This window comes from Algoriphagus sp. SE2, assembly GCF_039563885.1.
Lineage (GTDB): Bacteria > Bacteroidota > Bacteroidia > Cytophagales > Cyclobacteriaceae > Algoriphagus.
Genome location: NZ_JBCLWJ010000001.1, coordinates 187,000 through 201,224 on the forward strand (window position 1 = coordinate 187,000; position 14,225 = coordinate 201,224).

Below are 14,225 nucleotides of genomic sequence, written 5' to 3' on the forward strand. Positions count from 1 at the left end.
CTCAAATTTAATCATTCCATATTTTCCATGCTGCTTCGGCTTGAAGCTCTAACATATCCTGACCATTTTTTGCTTTTCCTCCAGCTTTGATACAGGCTTTCATCAATGCGGTCTCGGAAGGATTATAGACCAAATCATAGACTAGATGCCCCGAATCTAATTGATCCAAAGGAATATTTGGTATTCCCTCCACTTTGGGGAAAGTACCTAGAGGTGTACAATTAATGATCAACTGATACTCCTTTAAAATAGAAGGATCTTCTTCTAAATTCTGATAAGTTATTTGATTTTCTGAAGACGACCTGGAAACAGAGAGATACTGGATTCCCAAATCTTTTAATGCCTGTTTTACTGCTTTAGAAGCTCCCCCGGTTCCCAAAACCAATGCTTTTGGTCTCAAATCATCTATCCATAATTCAAGAGAATGTTTAAAACCGATGTAATCAGTATTGTAACCTTTTAGCTTTTGACTCTCAATTTTAATACAATTTACAGCTCCAATAATCTCACAAGCTGGATCAAGAGCATTCAAAAAAGGGATTACTTGTTGTTTATAAGGAATCGTCACTGCTATTCCTTCCAGTTCAGGGTTATCAGCCAATACTTGCTCAAAATCTCCAATCTGTGGAATCTCATATAAATCAAATTGGCAGTCCTTAATTCCCTCTTTTTCAAATTTGGCAGTGAAATATTTCTTGGAAAAAGAATGACCCAATGGAAAACCAATTAAACCGAATTTTCTCATGGCTTATTTAGAATTGTGGCCAAACGCTCAATCCCTACTACCAGCAAAATTCCGAATAGAAATGCTGCGATTGCTAAACCCAATTTAGGGTCTTGTCCCACTTGAGATAAATATTCGCCAGGCCAAAGATTTTCAGTCAAAAATGGTTTTTCTTCTCCACTGGATGAAGTTCTATAGGCAGTTACTACTTTCCAGGGCCAAAGTTTATTCATTGACCCCAACATAAATCCAGAAAGTAGGCCAATTGTTACAGAATAATACTTTTTCAAAAGCCAAGAAATAACCCGACTAAATGACAAGATTCCTACAAGACATCCAGCTGCAAATACTCCTAAAGTAACTACATCTCTTTCAGAAACTGCGTTAAGAATTGTTTCATATTTACCCAAAATTAAGAGCAAAAAGCTTCCACTGATTCCGGGTAGGATCATAGCGCAAATTGCAATTGAACCCGAAAGGAATGTAAACCATATAGCTTCAGGAGAGCTGACAGGCGGTAACTCAGTAATAAAATAGGCTGAAATCGTACCAATAATCACGGCGAAAACTACACCTAAATGCCAACGTCTAATTCCTTTAAGTATGACAAACGCACTGACAAGGATCAAACCACAGAAAAATGACCACAGGGGAACAGGATGTTCCTCCATCAGGTAGGTAATTAATTTTGAAAGTGTAAAAATACTTGTAAGAATCCCAAATAATAAACTCAACAAAAATGTGCCATTGACAGATTTATAGAAGGGCTTGAATTGAAAAGCTAAAAGCAATTTTAAATTCTTACCATTAAAGGAGTTTATGCTGTCGAGCAATGTGCTATAAATCCCAGTGATCAAAGCAATTGATCCTCCGGAAACCCCTGGGACAATATCTGCGGCACCCATTGCCATTCCCTTTAGATAATTCAGGAAATATTTTTTTATTAGATCCATAGGCAAAAATAAAGGCTGACCGAAAAAATTATTGGTCAGCCTCTAAAGGTTATGATACTTTCATAATTTAATTTCTCCCAAAAAATGGTCAAATGTATCTCCTCTTAAGCCTAAACGAATCGTTTCCAGAGGAATGATTTCTGAAGGACTAATATTTCCTAGATTAACGTTTGTTCCAATAAGCTTGATGAACCAAACTTGCTGTGCTTTAATTGGAGCCTCCCAAATGATTCTTTCTTCAGGAATTTGAGTCAGAATTTCCTCCACCAATCCTTGTCTCACTTCACCGGAATCTCTAAATAACCCCACATTTCCACCTTCTCTAGCTTCTCCAATCACTTTCCATGCTCCAGCATCCAATTCTGTTTGCATTTGCTCTATCCATTTATATGGGGGTATAATTTTGGCAGCATCCTTAGATCCAACTTCAGATAAAACTGTTACATCTTTGGCAAGAGTGGAAATATATTCACACTTCCTATCATGGTTTAGAGAAATAGAACCATCAGAAACTTCACAGTATTCCAGTCCATACTTATCCAAAACTCTCCGATAATCTTCAAATTGATCTCTTACAATAAAAGCTTCAAACAGAGTTCCTCCAAAATACACTGGAATTCCTGCTTCTTTGTAAATGGCAATTTTCTCCGTGAGATTTTTTGTCACATAGGAGGTCGCCCATCCTAATTTGACAATGTCTACAAAATCGGAACAGCTATCGACAAAATCTTCTGTTGCCCTTAGGCTCAGACCCTTGTCCATGGCCATAGTAAATCCCGTGGTACGTGGTTTTTCAGTACGTACAGGGATGTTCTTCAGCTCATAATTCATTGGCTAGGTATTAATATTGTTAGGTCTCGGGATTTTGTTCCCGATACTGGGCAATGATCTTGGACATTGCCTTTTGCTTTTTTAGCTCTGGCATTAATTCATACAAGACCACATGCCTATCGTAGCCCAAAGTTAATGCATTTTCCAAAAATGAAAACGCTTCTTTGTAATTAGCCATTTTGATTTGAAAAACTACCATTCTGTAATAAAGCTCTGCCTCCTCCGGCAATTCCTCTATACCTTCTCGAATTACATCAATCGCTTCTTCAAATCTATTTTGATCAAAATAAATGACAGATAGGTTAATATATGTTTCTAAAATACCGGGTTCCAGATTGATAGCTTCTTCATAAGCCTCAGAACTCGCCTGCAAGTTTCCCAGATTAAACTCTGCATCTGCAAGGCCAACCCAGTAGTTTGGGCTGTCTTTATTTAAGTTTAAAGCCTTTTTAAAATAATGGATTGCTTCAAAAAATTTCTCTTTTTTTAACATACACATGCCCAATCCAAACCAAGCATCGTCGTATTCCTCATCAAGTTTTGCTGCTTTCTTAAAATATTTAAAAGAATCTTCTATGTTGCCTAACTTTTCATAAGCAGCACCCATGTAGCAACAATTTTCAGCATTGGCCCCCTCACAATTAATGGTATTTTGATAGGCTTCTAAGGCAAGCTCATATTGCTCAGTATTCATGAGAGCATTCCCAAGATTAAAATAAGCTGACGCAAAAGAATCATCAATGATTATCGCATAATCATAAGCTTTTATGGCTTCCTCAAACCTTCCTAATCTATTATAAACTACGCCCAAATTATACCAAGCACCAGCGCTGTAGGGATCTTGGTCAATAAACTCCTGATAAAACTGAAGTATTTCGTCAAAAGATCCCTCTTCCTCAGTAATCATAGCCAGCTGAAAAAGAGCGTCTTCATGATTAATTCTTTGTTTGACAGCTTCCTTGAAATAGTAGGATGCTTTTGCATTATCACTTGTTGCCCGATATAGATTCCCCAAGGAGTAAAATACCTCAGCCTTATCCTCTGCCAAAGGAATAAAATTTTCCAAAAGCTCAATACCAACTTGAGGGCTTCCTGCTAAAATATGCGCATTGGCCAAAGCGAGAAGGATGTCTTCATTATTTGGGGAAATATTATTAATATTTTCCAATATGCTCAGACCCTCTTCCAATTCATCATTGAAAATCAGGCATTGGGCTTTCAACAACTTGATTTCTACAGAATAAGGGAATTTTTCAAGAGAAAACTCACTTGCTCTCAGCGCTTTAAGAAACTTTTGTTGGTCAAAGTAAAAACGAATGATATCTTCAAGTTCCTCCTCTTCAAAGTACAAATCCATATTGGATTTCAGGGAATTTTCAAACCGCTCTACCAGTTTTTTTTCATTTTCCCAATCGTGATCGTGATCTCCAGTCATTAGGATGTGTTAAGTTTATTTAAGATACCAAATAAATTGATCTCTCAAAATCCCGAATTGTTAAATTTTCCTTTAAAACCCATAATTAAATCGAATTGGTATTAAAGGGTATCAGTTGCCAACGATAGGATGAAAAAATAAGTTTATTTAGCCCATAAAAAGGTCTCTTCAAGAGGTGTGTATTCAAATTGTAAAACCTCATTAATTTTTTTGTTATCAAAATTGATATCCTGTTGCGTTAACATGGCCGTTTGCTTATTCAAAGGATTTTTGGTCAGACCTAAAGCCCTTCCTAAACCAATAAAAAACAACCCAAATTTTAGAAGAAAATCAGATACTGGTTTATTCGGAGCCTTTTTATCAAACGCAACAGCCATTTTTTTAAAAAATTCTTTATACTTCATACTCTGATTATTGAGTATAAATCTATTTCCCCAACAATTATTTTTAAAAAGCTCCTTAATTATTTTAGCTGCATCTCTTACATCCAAAAAATTGATACTGCCCTTGGGGTAATAACTTGAGTTTTTTAATACATAAGAATAAATGGAAGTACTGCTTCTATCATCTTTAATTTTTCCAAGCAGAATGGATGGATTAACTACTATCAAGTCAAGACCTTCCTGCTCTCCCCTCCAGGCCTCAAGCTCTCCCCAATATTTTGAAGTCCCATATTTGGTATTTAGAGGAGAGTCAACCCATTTATGATCTTCATCAACCTCTGTAATTTCAGGGTTCCTTCCTAAAGCTGAAACCGAACTAACGTGTATCAATTTTTTGACCCTAGAATAAAGCATTGAATTGATCAGATTGGCGGTACCTCTTACATTAATCTCAAATAATTCTTCTTCATCCTTCTTAAGAAAGGAAACCTTTCCTGCACAGTGAATCACCAAATCCATCCCTTTTAAAGCCTGATCTATTGAATCTATATCAGACATGGATCCTTCGTGCCAATGTATTGGAAAGTCAACTTCTTGAAGCAATCTAGTGGAAGAATCGGATCGTTTGAACCCATGAATCTCTCCCTGCGAGGCAAATTCCTTTGCTACATAGCTCCCCAACAGTCCAGTGATTCCAGTAATAAAAATCTTCACTCCCAATAAAATTAAAGGCTTGTGTTTAGAATTTCCATCTCCTTGATTTTTGAATAAGACTTATATCTTGGCAAAGTCTCAAGCATATCGAGGTATCTTGGATTATGGCAATCTGTACCAAAGAACTTAATAACATTTCTCTCCAAAAGCATTTCTGCAAACTCCTTTACCTGCTTGGAATAAAAGCCCGTTAAAGACAATAAATTCATCTGAAAACAAACCTGTCTATCAATTAACTCCTCTAATAATTTTTTATCTCCGATCAAATACTGATACCTCTCAGGATGCGCAAAGATTGGTTTATATCCTGCCATCTCAAGTTGAAAAAAAGTCTCCAAAAGCATCTGCGGTTTGTTAATAAAGCCAGTCTCCACTAAAACATGCTTTTGCCCAAATGACAAGAGTTCTTCTCCTGATTTAATTTTTTCAAGAAATATCTCGTCCAGATAATATTCAGCGGCGGCTTCAATTTCAATTTCGATACCTTCCCGCTTTACTGCTTCCCGAAGATCTGAAAGTCCCATATTTATTATCTCTGGTGTATTTCGATAATACTCAGACATAACATGAGGGGTAGTAATTAGTTTTCTAAGCCCATAGCCTGATAGACGCTTTATCAGTTCTAAAGACTCTTCCATAGTTTTTGAACCGTCATCTATCCCAGGAATCAAATGAGAATGCATATCTGCTTGCATCCAATTTAGATTCAGATCCTCAATTACTATTTCCTTTCTTTTAAATAAATCCAAAAACCCCATTTATAATCCTCCTGCACTCGTTGCTTTAAATTCTTCTAAATTTTGCCAATTTTTATCTTTTTCTGAAATAATCGGATCTTTTACAATCCAATCGATCTGAAGATCTCTGTCATTCCAAATGATCCCGCCTTCACTAGTCTTGTCATAATAATTAGAACATTTATATACGAAAATTGCATCTTCAATTACAGAGAATCCATGCGCAAATCCAGTCGGAACATATAATAAATTATGCTGTTTGGAATCCAAAATTGTGGAATAATGAGATCCAAAAGTATTTGATCCTTTTCTTAAATCTACTACCACATCCAGCACTTTTCCTTTAATCACTCGAACCAGCTTTGCTTGTGCATAAGGCTCTCTTTGAAAATGCAAGCCCCTAACAGTTCCTTTCTGAGAATAAGACTGATTATCCTGAACCCAGGTTTCGTTTATTCCTTCTTTTTCTAACCAATCTAACCGAAATGACTCAAAGAAATATCCTCTTTCATCTTCAAATACTTTAGGGAATATCTCTAAAACTCCAGTTAAAAGCGTCTTTTTAATTTTGACCATTTGAAATAAACTATTTGGGCAATAAAAAGGTAAAATAACTACCGCAATATGGGGTATCCTAATCAATTCTAATGAAATATCCCGAACTTTACATATAAGGTTTGTGTAAGGCTCAAAATTCTCGATTTGTCAAAGAGTTTAAAGAAATGAAACTAATTGCCATTCACCTCCCTTTTATTATTAGATAATTGAATTCAATGGGAAAATTTTCAAGAAAACTTCAAAAACTACACAATACAACCCCAAAGGTAGAAACGGCTGTAATGGTGAGTATTATCCGACAGGGAGAGACTGAAAGAGAGACGGAGGAGCATTTGGATGAATTAGCCTTTCTAACAGAAACACTGGGAGCCAAGACGGTATATAGGTTCACTCAAAAAATGGAGAAACCAGACATTAAGACTTTTATTGGCTCTGGAAAACTAGAAGAAATAAGATCTTACGTGGAGCATTTTGAGGTAGATATGGTCATCTTCGATGATGATCTTTCTCCATCCCAAATGAGAAATCTTGAAAATGAACTGAAAGTAAAAATCTATGATCGCTCCCTCTTGATCTTGGATATTTTCCTCAACCGAGCTCAAACTGCGCAGGCTAAAACTCAAGTAGAACTGGCAAGATTTCAATATCTACTACCAAGGTTGACAAGAATGTGGACGCACTTAGAACGCCAGCGGGGCGGAACTAGTACTAGGGGTGGAGCAGGCGAGAAGGAGATTGAAACTGATAAAAGAGATATCCGAAATAAAATCACTCTTCTGAAAGCGAAACTCCGTGATATAGAAAAACAAGGAATCACCCAAAGAAAGGGTAGAAAAGGAATAGTCAGAGTTGCTCTGGTTGGATATACCAACGTGGGCAAAAGCACGTTGATGAACTTGATCACCAAAACAGATATTCTGGCAGAAAACAAACTTTTTGCAACAGTAGATTCCACCGTGAGAAAAGTGGTTTTGGAAAATGTCCCTTTCCTTCTTTCGGATACGGTGGGTTTTATCCGGAAACTACCTACACACTTGATCGAATCTTTCAAATCAACTCTTGAGGAAATTAGAGAGGCAGACCTGTTAGTTCATGTAGTTGATATCTCACATCCTAATTTTGAAGATCATATCAGTGTGGTAAACCAGACGCTTCAGGAAATCAAAGCAGGCGATAAACCTGTCCTCTTGGTATTCAATAAAATTGATTTGGTGGAGCAAATGCCCGATGAAGAAGGAATTATGAATATGACGGAGCTGGAGTTGGAAGAAGCAAACTTCCTTGATTTTCCATCTTTATCAGATGCCTATCAGAAAAAGACCGGAATAAAACCGGTATTTATGGCTGCTGCATCTGGTCTTCATGTAGATGAATTTAGACAAGCCTTAGTTCAGGAAGTTAAAAAAGCTCATAAGAAGATCTATCCGCATTATCTAGAAAATGAAATTGTTGATTGGGAGTTGAAAGATTCGGAATAAGCTCAAGTTTTTTTTATTAGGCTTGAATATATGTTGAGCCAAGCCCTTGAGTTAGAATTTTATAAATCTTAAGTATAATGTCCTTCCCAATAAATTATAACAATAAAACATTTCGTCCATACAGCAATAGCACTAATAGTGAAACCTCCTCTGAAACTATTTTCTCCTACAAACAAACCAGCAACATTCTTTCTTGCAAATATGCAGGAGGAAAAATCATAGAAGGCCACTTGATCGGTTTGGTAAACGACAAGGGGGAAATCGACATGAGCTACCATCAAATAAATACCTCGGGAGAATTGATGACTGGAATATGTAAATCCATTCCTGAAATCATGGAAAATGGCAAAATCCGATTACATGAATCCTGGCAATGGACATCAGGAGATAAATCTAAAGGAGAATCGATTTTAGAGGAAATTTGATTTCAAGAAATCAAATCGGTGGAAAGAATTATTCTTAAAAGTGTAAATTCAATAAAAACAAAACACCATGTCTCTAGCCTCCGACATTCTCATTTCACTTATCGCCTTACTTCACCTCTATTTTTTATATTTTGAAATGTTTGCATGGGAAACCATCGGTAGAAAAACATTCAAACAATTGCCGGAAAATTTATTCCCCAAAACAAAGGCCATGGCTGCAAATCAAGGATTATATAATGGGTTTTTGGTTGCTGGATTGTTCTGGTCACTGCTAATAGAGGATTCCGCTTGGTCCTTCTATGTCGCTGTTTTCTTTTTGGGATGCATTCTGGTGGCAGGAATATTTGGTGCGTTGACAGCTAGCAAAAAAATCTTCTGGATTCAAGGTCTTCCAGCACTGATAGCTTTGGTATTACTTCATTTGAAATAGGCTGTATATCACAAAGGCATAAAGTAGGTAAAACAAAAAACCTCCGAAGTCTTTATTGGCCTCGAAGGTTTAATAAAATCAACTTACTAAAGTAAAAACTTATAAGTCATCCTCATCAAAATCATCATCTCCCCCAGGTCCCATGTCAAACATAGAGCTGAATAGATCCTTAAATTTCAAGCCGGTATCTAGCAGGTTTTTACTCAATTGGCTATACTCTGCCAATCCATGAAGAGCAAATTCCATAAAAAATTCCTTCTCTTTTTCCGGTAGATTCTTCACCATCTGAGTGACAACTTCTTCTAATCCTGGAACTGACTGTAGCGCTGTTTTGTAATCTTTATCGGATTGTGAAACCAAAATATCTAATTCATTTCCTTCTCCAAACCAAGCCAAAGGAATCACATAAGGGTTTCCTTCTTTGGATTTTTTCTTTTGCTCAGGTGATGGAAAATAGTTGATAAACTGCGAACGAATAGCTTTACCTATCAGATTATAAGCTACTAAACCAGCTCCTTCTTGTTCTCCTTCATATACCAATTCCACTTTTCCTGTTATTGCAGGGATCACTCCTACCAAATCTGCTATCCGAACCATGGTATTGGTTTCCCCATTCATATAAAGTCTTCTTTCAGCAGCTGAAATCAAGTTTTCATAAGCAGAAATCGTTAATCTCGCAGAGACTCCACTTTTTTCATCCACATATTCAGAACTTCTTGCTTCAATTGCGATTTGCTCGATCAAGTCCTTCATCAACTCAGGCACATAAATATTATCCACAGGCTTCCCATTTAGGTTCGCTTCCTGCAAAGTGATTTTCCTTCCTATCTCAATAGATTTTGGATAATGAGTGATGATTTGACTTTCAATTCTATCCTTTAAGGGAGTTACAATACTTCCTCTATTGGTATAGTCTTCTGGGTTTGCAGTGAATACAAACTGGATATCCAGTGGCAATCTTAATTTGAAACCTCTGATTTGGATATCCCCTTCCTGCAAAATATTGAACAATGCCACCTGAATTCTTGCCTGTAAATCCGGTAATTCATTGATCACAAATATGGATCTATGGGAACGAGGCACGAGCCCATAATGGATTACTCGCTCATCATTATAACTCAATTTCATCGTGGCGGCTTTTATCGGATCCACATCCCCGATCAAATCTGCGACAGAAACGTCAGGAGTAGCCAGTTTCTCCGTATATCGCTCCTCTCTATGCCACCAGCCAATTGGCGTATCATCCCCACGTTCTTCAATCAGTTCTTTTGAGAATGTGGTCAAGGGCTGCATAGGATCATCGTTCAATTCTGAACCCTGAACAACAGGCACGTATTCATCTAATAAATGCGTCATCATTCGGGCAATCCTTGTTTTTGCCTGCCCTCGCAGACCCAATAAATTAATATTGTGTCGGGAAAGAATCGCTCGTTCAATATCAGGGATCACAGTATCCTCATAGCCCCAAATTCCTTCAAAAACATTTTGTTTTTGTTTGATTTTTAAAATCAAATTATCGCGAAGTTCTTCCTTAATGGATTTTGGTTCGTATCCAGCTGCCTTCAGCTGCCCTAATGTTTTAATTTTGGTACGTTCTTTTGGTGTCAATTTGTGGTAGTCCATTTTGCTTAAAAGCGTTTCGTTCTATTTCGTCTATAATCTTCAAAAATTAGGTCGCCAAGCCCTTTCAAGCTACTGTAGTAGGCATTCCCATTGTTTACTTTGGTAAATTCTTTCACAAATTCCTTCAGATAAGGATCCGAAGCAATCATAAATGTGGTAACTGGAATTTTTAGTTTTCTGCATTGAGCTGCGAGTTTTAATGTCTCACTAAGAATCTTACTATCTATCCCAAAAGCATTTTTATAATATTTGATTCCCACCTTCAGACAGGTTGGCTTACCATCAGTAATCATGAATATCTGCTTATTCGGATTCTTTCTCCTTCGCAGTAAATCCATTGCCAATTCCAATCCTGCAACGGTATTCGTGTGATATGGTCCGACTTGTAGGTAAGGCAAATCCTTAATTTCAATCTGCCATGCATCATTTCCAAATACGATAATATCCAAGGTATCTTTTGGATAGCGGGTTTTGATGAGCTCTGCCAAAGCCATAGCCACTTTCTTTGCAGGAGTAATTCGATCTTCTCCATACAAAATCATGGAATGGGAAATATCAATCATCAAGACAGTTGAAGTCTGAGATCGGTATTCATTTTCCACAACTTCCAGATCGTCTTCAGTTAGTAGGTAGTCTCCTCCAAATCCGTGATTTGCCTGAGCGTTTCTTAGTGAATCTGTTAGAGCAATTTGATCCAGATTATCCCCAAATTCATAGGCCCGGCGATCAGTTCCCCTTTCTTCGCCCTGACCGGAATGTGTCGTTTTATGCTGTCCTGACTTACCTCGCTTCAGCTTCCCAAATATCTCTTCCAATGCTGACTTTCGAATAGTTTGTTCCGCTTTCCCGGTAATCTTAAATTCTCCTTTTTGATTTTCTTCAGTAAGATATCCTTTGCTTTTAAGATCCTCTATAAAATCACCAATTCCATAATTGGGATTGGTCATCTGATATCGGTTGTCCAAATTAGTCAACCAACTTAATGCTTCAGCCACATCTCCACCAGTCATGGTAATGAGTTGAAGAAAAATATTCAGAAGGTTCTCAAAGGTATTTTTCTCTGGATCTTGGGGAGGTACATATTGAGTGAATCGAAATCCTTTCATAGGTTCTATAACAAGTGAAGTCCCTTTGGAGTTTAATCTACTACACAAAAACTCAAAAAAGATGAAAAACTACCAAATTTCGGTGGGGGTCGTCACAGGAGTCCTTATCATTTTCGTTACTTCTATTCAATTGAATCTAAGTATGTTCCTGATTTGGTTACTATTTCTTTCAGGTCCAATCTTGATACTATGGATGGTTTGGTCGGTTTTGGCCGCACCAATCGAGATTAAAGAAACATTTGAAGAGCAATGGTATCAAGACAGACCAGATTTATTAAGGGGTTAGTTTGATTGAAAAAAAATTTACTCCTTTATCTTTACCCCATGAATCTCAGTGAGAAAAACGCTTCAATTATCAAATCCACAGCTAATCAGCTTGGCTTTGATTTTTGTGGGATAGCGAAAGCGGAATTTCTCGAGGAAGAAGCACCAAGATTGGAAGAATGGCTCAGCCGAAATTATCAAGGTCAAATGAGCTATTTGGCCAATCACTTTGATAAGCGTTTAGATCCAACCAAACTCGTAGAAGGCGCTAAAACGGTGGTTTCTTTGGTTTACAATTACTACCCAGAACAGAAACTTCCTGAATCCCCAGACTCCATTAAACTAGCCAAGTACGCTTATGGAGTGGATTATCACTTGGTCATCCGGGAGAAACTGAACGAATTTCTTGAAATGCTCCGAGAAGAAATTGGAGAAATTGATGGACGTGGATTTGTGGATTCGGCACCAGTTATGGAAAGACAATGGGCCCAAAAAGCGGGTTTGGGTTGGATTGGAAAAAATAGTTTGTTACTAAATAAGGAACAGGGAAGTTTCTTTTTTCTAGCAGAACTCATTATTGATTTAGAAGCTACTCCAGATACTCCTTTAGCAAAAGATTATTGTGGTACTTGTACGGCATGCATTGATGCTTGCCCCACGGATGCGATTGTGGGTAATGGTGTGATTGACGGTTCCAGATGTATTTCTTATCTGACGATAGAACTGAAAGATGCAATCCCAGCAGAGTTTAAAGGAAAGATGGAAAACTGGGCTTTCGGCTGCGATATATGCCAAGATGTTTGTCCTTGGAACAGATTTTCAAAACCCCACCAAGAACCAAAATTCAAACCTCATCCTGATTTAGTAGATTTTACCCCTGGAGATTGGGATGAAATCACTGAAGAAACATTTCGTAAGGTTTTTAGAAAATCTGCTGTAAAAAGAACCAAATTCAGTGGACTAAAAAGAAACCTAGATTTTCTTAAATTGAAAAAAAGCGAATAGCATGAGCCTTCAAAAACCCAATCTTAAGAATGTCCAAAAGTTATTTAAGCCAAAAAAGAAAAAAAGGGGCACCCATAAGATAGGCTTACCTCCTGCTTCTTTGATTTTTACCGGAGACAAAAAACAAGAAGATGTCTTAATCAATTTGATCACTTATGATGAGAATGATTTTTATGAAGAAGTGATCAACCTGAATCAACTCGAAGACCATTTAAAGCTTCAGAAAAAAGTTACTTGGATAGATATACTTGGCTTGCATGATGTAGAAATTCTAGAAAAAATCGGGTCGATCTTTGGGATCCATAAACTGACGCTTGAAGATATTTTAAGCGTTGATCAAAGACCAAAAATGGAGGTTTTTGAAGACTATATTTTTTCCACATTAAAAATGATCCAATGCTTAAGTCCAGAATCTCCAATTGACGAAGAGCAGGTAAGTTTTGTCCTTCATGAAGATGTATTAATTACTTTTCAGGAAAAAAAAGGGGATGTTTTTCAATTTGTAAGGGATCGGCTTCTGGATCCTAAAAGAGCCATTAGGCTACGTGGTGCTGATTATTTGCTTTATGCTTTGTTAGATGCTGTAATTGACAATTATTTCATCGTTATGGAAAATGTAGGCGAACGAATTGAAAATTTGGAATCTCAGGCAATGACCCAACCTGGAAATGAAACGCTAAACGCGCTATATCTTCAAAGAAGAGAAATGATGGATTTGCGACGGACCGTTTATCCTTTACGTGAGGTCATTGGTGCTTTTGACAAATATGCAGAACATAAAATAAGTCCTGAAACCAGACCTTTTATTCGGGATTTATATGAAAATACCATCCAGGTTATTGAGACGATGGAGGTTTTTCGTGATATGTCTTCTGGGGTTTTAGACTTGTATATGAATAGTCTATCTAACCGAATGAATAATATCATGAAAGTGCTGACTATCATATCAACTATCTTTATTCCTCTTAGTTTTATCGCTGGGGTCTATGGGATGAATTTCGATAATATGCCAGAATTACATTGGGAATACGGTTATTTCTATGTAGTCGGAGGAATGGCAATATCGGTAATAGGAATGCTATTTTACTTCCACAAGAAAAAGTGGCTCTAGCTTATTGAAGTTTTAGAATAATTTCTTTTTCCCCATTTTTTAACAATAATTGCCCACCGGTTTGTTGAAAATATCTTACTGATTTTAAAGTTTCTAAGAATTTATTTTCAAAAGCTGAATTCTGACAAGCCATCATTGTTACCCCAATATTTCCAAATTTCAACGAGTTTTTCTTGCCAATTTCGTAAGGTCCAAAAATTCTATTGCAGCTCCCAGAACCGGAGATTTGTTGATCATCCGCATCAAAGACTAAATGTGCATCTTGCACGGTACCTGAAGTTTGAACAGGAATCCCCATCATCTCAACAACAGTCCATTGTTTATTTTCCCATTTTGCATCTGGATAAGACTTAGAGCTGCAAGAAATAAGGGTGAAAAAGGAAAGTATATAGAAAAGATTTTTCATTTTCGAGTAGAGATTTTTACAATAAAGTAAGAACACAAATCA

At 37.0% G+C, this 14,225-nt stretch carries 16 protein-coding genes; 6 read left to right on the forward strand and 10 right to left on the reverse strand.

From position 1 onward, the window contains the following. Positions 1-7: 7 nt before the first annotated feature. From aroE to rfbC, 7 genes are all read right to left on the reverse strand, one after another. Positions 8-745, reverse strand: a complete 738-nt coding sequence (aroE, locus tag AAGF08_RS00705; RefSeq protein WP_343508962.1) for a shikimate dehydrogenase — start codon at positions 743-745, stop codon at positions 8-10. Then, positions 742-1,677, reverse strand: a complete 936-nt coding sequence (locus AAGF08_RS00710) for a DUF368 domain-containing protein (RefSeq protein WP_343508963.1) — start codon at positions 1,675-1,677, stop codon at positions 742-744. Before AAGF08_RS00710 ends, aroE begins: the two co-directional genes overlap by 4 nt. A gap of 60 nt (positions 1,678-1,737) precedes the next feature. Beyond that, positions 1,738-2,508, reverse strand: a complete 771-nt coding sequence (locus tag AAGF08_RS00715; protein ID WP_343508964.1) for a phosphosulfolactate synthase — start codon at positions 2,506-2,508, stop codon at positions 1,738-1,740. A gap of 19 nt (positions 2,509-2,527) precedes the next feature. Further along, the gene (locus tag AAGF08_RS00720) at positions 2,528-3,943 is read right to left on the reverse strand and encodes a tetratricopeptide repeat protein (protein ID WP_343508965.1); all 1,416 of its coding nucleotides are present in this window, start codon (positions 3,941-3,943) and stop codon (positions 2,528-2,530) included. Positions 3,944-4,086: 143 nt separating this feature from the next. Continuing rightward, the gene (locus tag AAGF08_RS00725) at positions 4,087-5,040 is read right to left on the reverse strand and encodes an NAD-dependent epimerase/dehydratase family protein (protein ID WP_343508966.1); all 954 of its coding nucleotides are present in this window, start codon (positions 5,038-5,040) and stop codon (positions 4,087-4,089) included. An 11-nt stretch (positions 5,041-5,051) separates the two neighbouring features. Next, positions 5,052-5,798 (reverse strand): CpsB/CapC family capsule biosynthesis tyrosine phosphatase, encoded by a 747-nt coding sequence (locus tag AAGF08_RS00730; RefSeq protein WP_343508967.1) that lies wholly within the window; start codon positions 5,796-5,798, stop codon positions 5,052-5,054. After that, on the reverse strand, positions 5,799-6,353 hold the full coding sequence (gene rfbC, locus AAGF08_RS00735; RefSeq protein WP_343508968.1) for a dTDP-4-dehydrorhamnose 3,5-epimerase: 555 nt from the start codon (positions 6,351-6,353) through the stop codon (positions 5,799-5,801). Positions 6,354-6,550: 197 nt separating this feature from the next. On the opposite strand from rfbC, the gene hflX reads away from it, so the two are divergent. The 3 genes from hflX (at position 6,551) to AAGF08_RS00750 (ending at position 8,668) form a co-directional block, all read left to right on the forward strand. Next, the gene (hflX, locus tag AAGF08_RS00740; protein WP_343508969.1) at positions 6,551-7,813 is read left to right on the forward strand and encodes a GTPase HflX; all 1,263 of its coding nucleotides are present in this window, start codon (positions 6,551-6,553) and stop codon (positions 7,811-7,813) included. Positions 7,814-7,890: 77 nt separating this feature from the next. Continuing rightward, the gene (locus AAGF08_RS00745; RefSeq protein WP_343508970.1) at positions 7,891-8,238 is read left to right on the forward strand and encodes a n-acetylglutamate synthase; all 348 of its coding nucleotides are present in this window, start codon (positions 7,891-7,893) and stop codon (positions 8,236-8,238) included. 67 nt (positions 8,239-8,305) lie between these two features. Beyond that, entirely contained in the window at positions 8,306-8,668 is a 363-nt protein-coding gene (locus tag AAGF08_RS00750) for a DUF1304 domain-containing protein (protein ID WP_343508971.1), read from the forward strand. Between the two features lie 99 nt (positions 8,669-8,767). Here AAGF08_RS00750 and AAGF08_RS00755 read toward each other — a convergent pair whose 3' ends face one another. Together AAGF08_RS00755 and AAGF08_RS00760 are read right to left on the reverse strand one after the other, a co-directional pair. Beyond that, positions 8,768-10,291, reverse strand: a complete 1,524-nt coding sequence (locus AAGF08_RS00755; protein WP_343508972.1) for a magnesium chelatase — start codon at positions 10,289-10,291, stop codon at positions 8,768-8,770. Positions 10,292-10,296: 5 nt separating this feature from the next. Beyond that, on the reverse strand, positions 10,297-11,397 hold the full coding sequence (locus AAGF08_RS00760; protein ID WP_343508973.1) for a VWA domain-containing protein: 1,101 nt from the start codon (positions 11,395-11,397) through the stop codon (positions 10,297-10,299). A 61-nt stretch (positions 11,398-11,458) separates the two neighbouring features. On the opposite strand from AAGF08_RS00760, the gene AAGF08_RS00765 reads away from it, so the two are divergent. Genes AAGF08_RS00765 through corA form a run of 3 tightly spaced genes read left to right on the forward strand, consistent with a single transcriptional unit; the run spans position 11,459 to position 13,777 of the window. Next, positions 11,459-11,683, forward strand: coding sequence for a hypothetical protein (locus AAGF08_RS00765; protein WP_343508974.1), 225 nt, complete (start codon positions 11,459-11,461; stop codon positions 11,681-11,683). 38 nt (positions 11,684-11,721) lie between these two features. Beyond that, entirely contained in the window at positions 11,722-12,666 is a 945-nt protein-coding gene (gene queG / locus AAGF08_RS00770; RefSeq protein ID WP_343508975.1) for a tRNA epoxyqueuosine(34) reductase QueG, read from the forward strand. Position 12,667: 1 nt separating this feature from the next. Continuing rightward, entirely contained in the window at positions 12,668-13,777 is a 1,110-nt protein-coding gene (corA, locus tag AAGF08_RS00775; RefSeq protein ID WP_343508977.1) for a magnesium/cobalt transporter CorA, read from the forward strand. A 1-nt stretch (position 13,778) separates the two neighbouring features. Here corA and AAGF08_RS00780 read toward each other — a convergent pair whose 3' ends face one another. Further along, positions 13,779-14,183, reverse strand: a complete 405-nt coding sequence (locus AAGF08_RS00780) for an META domain-containing protein (protein ID WP_343508978.1) — start codon at positions 14,181-14,183, stop codon at positions 13,779-13,781. Between the last annotated feature and the right edge of the window lie 42 nt (positions 14,184-14,225).

What these genes read in the sequence shown, in the direction of transcription:
- aroE (WP_343508962.1), bottom strand. Translation starts at nt 745, where the DNA reads ATGAGAAAATTCGGTTTAATTGGTTTTCCATTGGGTCATTCTTTTTCC.
- AAGF08_RS00710 (WP_343508963.1), bottom strand. Translation starts at nt 1,677, where the DNA reads ATGGATCTAATAAAAAAATATTTCCTGAATTATCTAAAGGGAATGGCA.
- AAGF08_RS00715 (WP_343508964.1), bottom strand. Translation starts at nt 2,508, where the DNA reads ATGAATTATGAGCTGAAGAACATCCCTGTACGTACTGAAAAACCACGT.
- AAGF08_RS00720 (WP_343508965.1), bottom strand. Translation starts at nt 3,943, where the DNA reads ATGACTGGAGATCACGATCACGATTGGGAAAATGAAAAAAAACTGGTA.
- AAGF08_RS00730 (WP_343508967.1), bottom strand. Translation starts at nt 5,798, where the DNA reads ATGGGGTTTTTGGATTTATTTAAAAGAAAGGAAATAGTAATTGAGGAT.
- rfbC (WP_343508968.1), bottom strand. Translation starts at nt 6,353, where the DNA reads ATGGTCAAAATTAAAAAGACGCTTTTAACTGGAGTTTTAGAGATATTC.
- hflX (WP_343508969.1), top strand. Translation starts at nt 6,551, where the DNA reads ATGGGAAAATTTTCAAGAAAACTTCAAAAACTACACAATACAACCCCA.
- AAGF08_RS00745 (WP_343508970.1), top strand. Translation starts at nt 7,891, where the DNA reads ATGTCCTTCCCAATAAATTATAACAATAAAACATTTCGTCCATACAGC.
- AAGF08_RS00750 (WP_343508971.1), top strand. Translation starts at nt 8,306, where the DNA reads ATGTCTCTAGCCTCCGACATTCTCATTTCACTTATCGCCTTACTTCAC.
- AAGF08_RS00755 (WP_343508972.1), bottom strand. Translation starts at nt 10,291, where the DNA reads ATGGACTACCACAAATTGACACCAAAAGAACGTACCAAAATTAAAACA.
- AAGF08_RS00760 (WP_343508973.1), bottom strand. Translation starts at nt 11,397, where the DNA reads ATGAAAGGATTTCGATTCACTCAATATGTACCTCCCCAAGATCCAGAG.
- AAGF08_RS00765 (WP_343508974.1), top strand. Translation starts at nt 11,459, where the DNA reads ATGAAAAACTACCAAATTTCGGTGGGGGTCGTCACAGGAGTCCTTATC.
- queG (WP_343508975.1), top strand. Translation starts at nt 11,722, where the DNA reads ATGAATCTCAGTGAGAAAAACGCTTCAATTATCAAATCCACAGCTAAT.
- corA (WP_343508977.1), top strand. Translation starts at nt 12,668, where the DNA reads ATGAGCCTTCAAAAACCCAATCTTAAGAATGTCCAAAAGTTATTTAAG.
- AAGF08_RS00780 (WP_343508978.1), bottom strand. Translation starts at nt 14,183, where the DNA reads ATGAAAAATCTTTTCTATATACTTTCCTTTTTCACCCTTATTTCTTGC.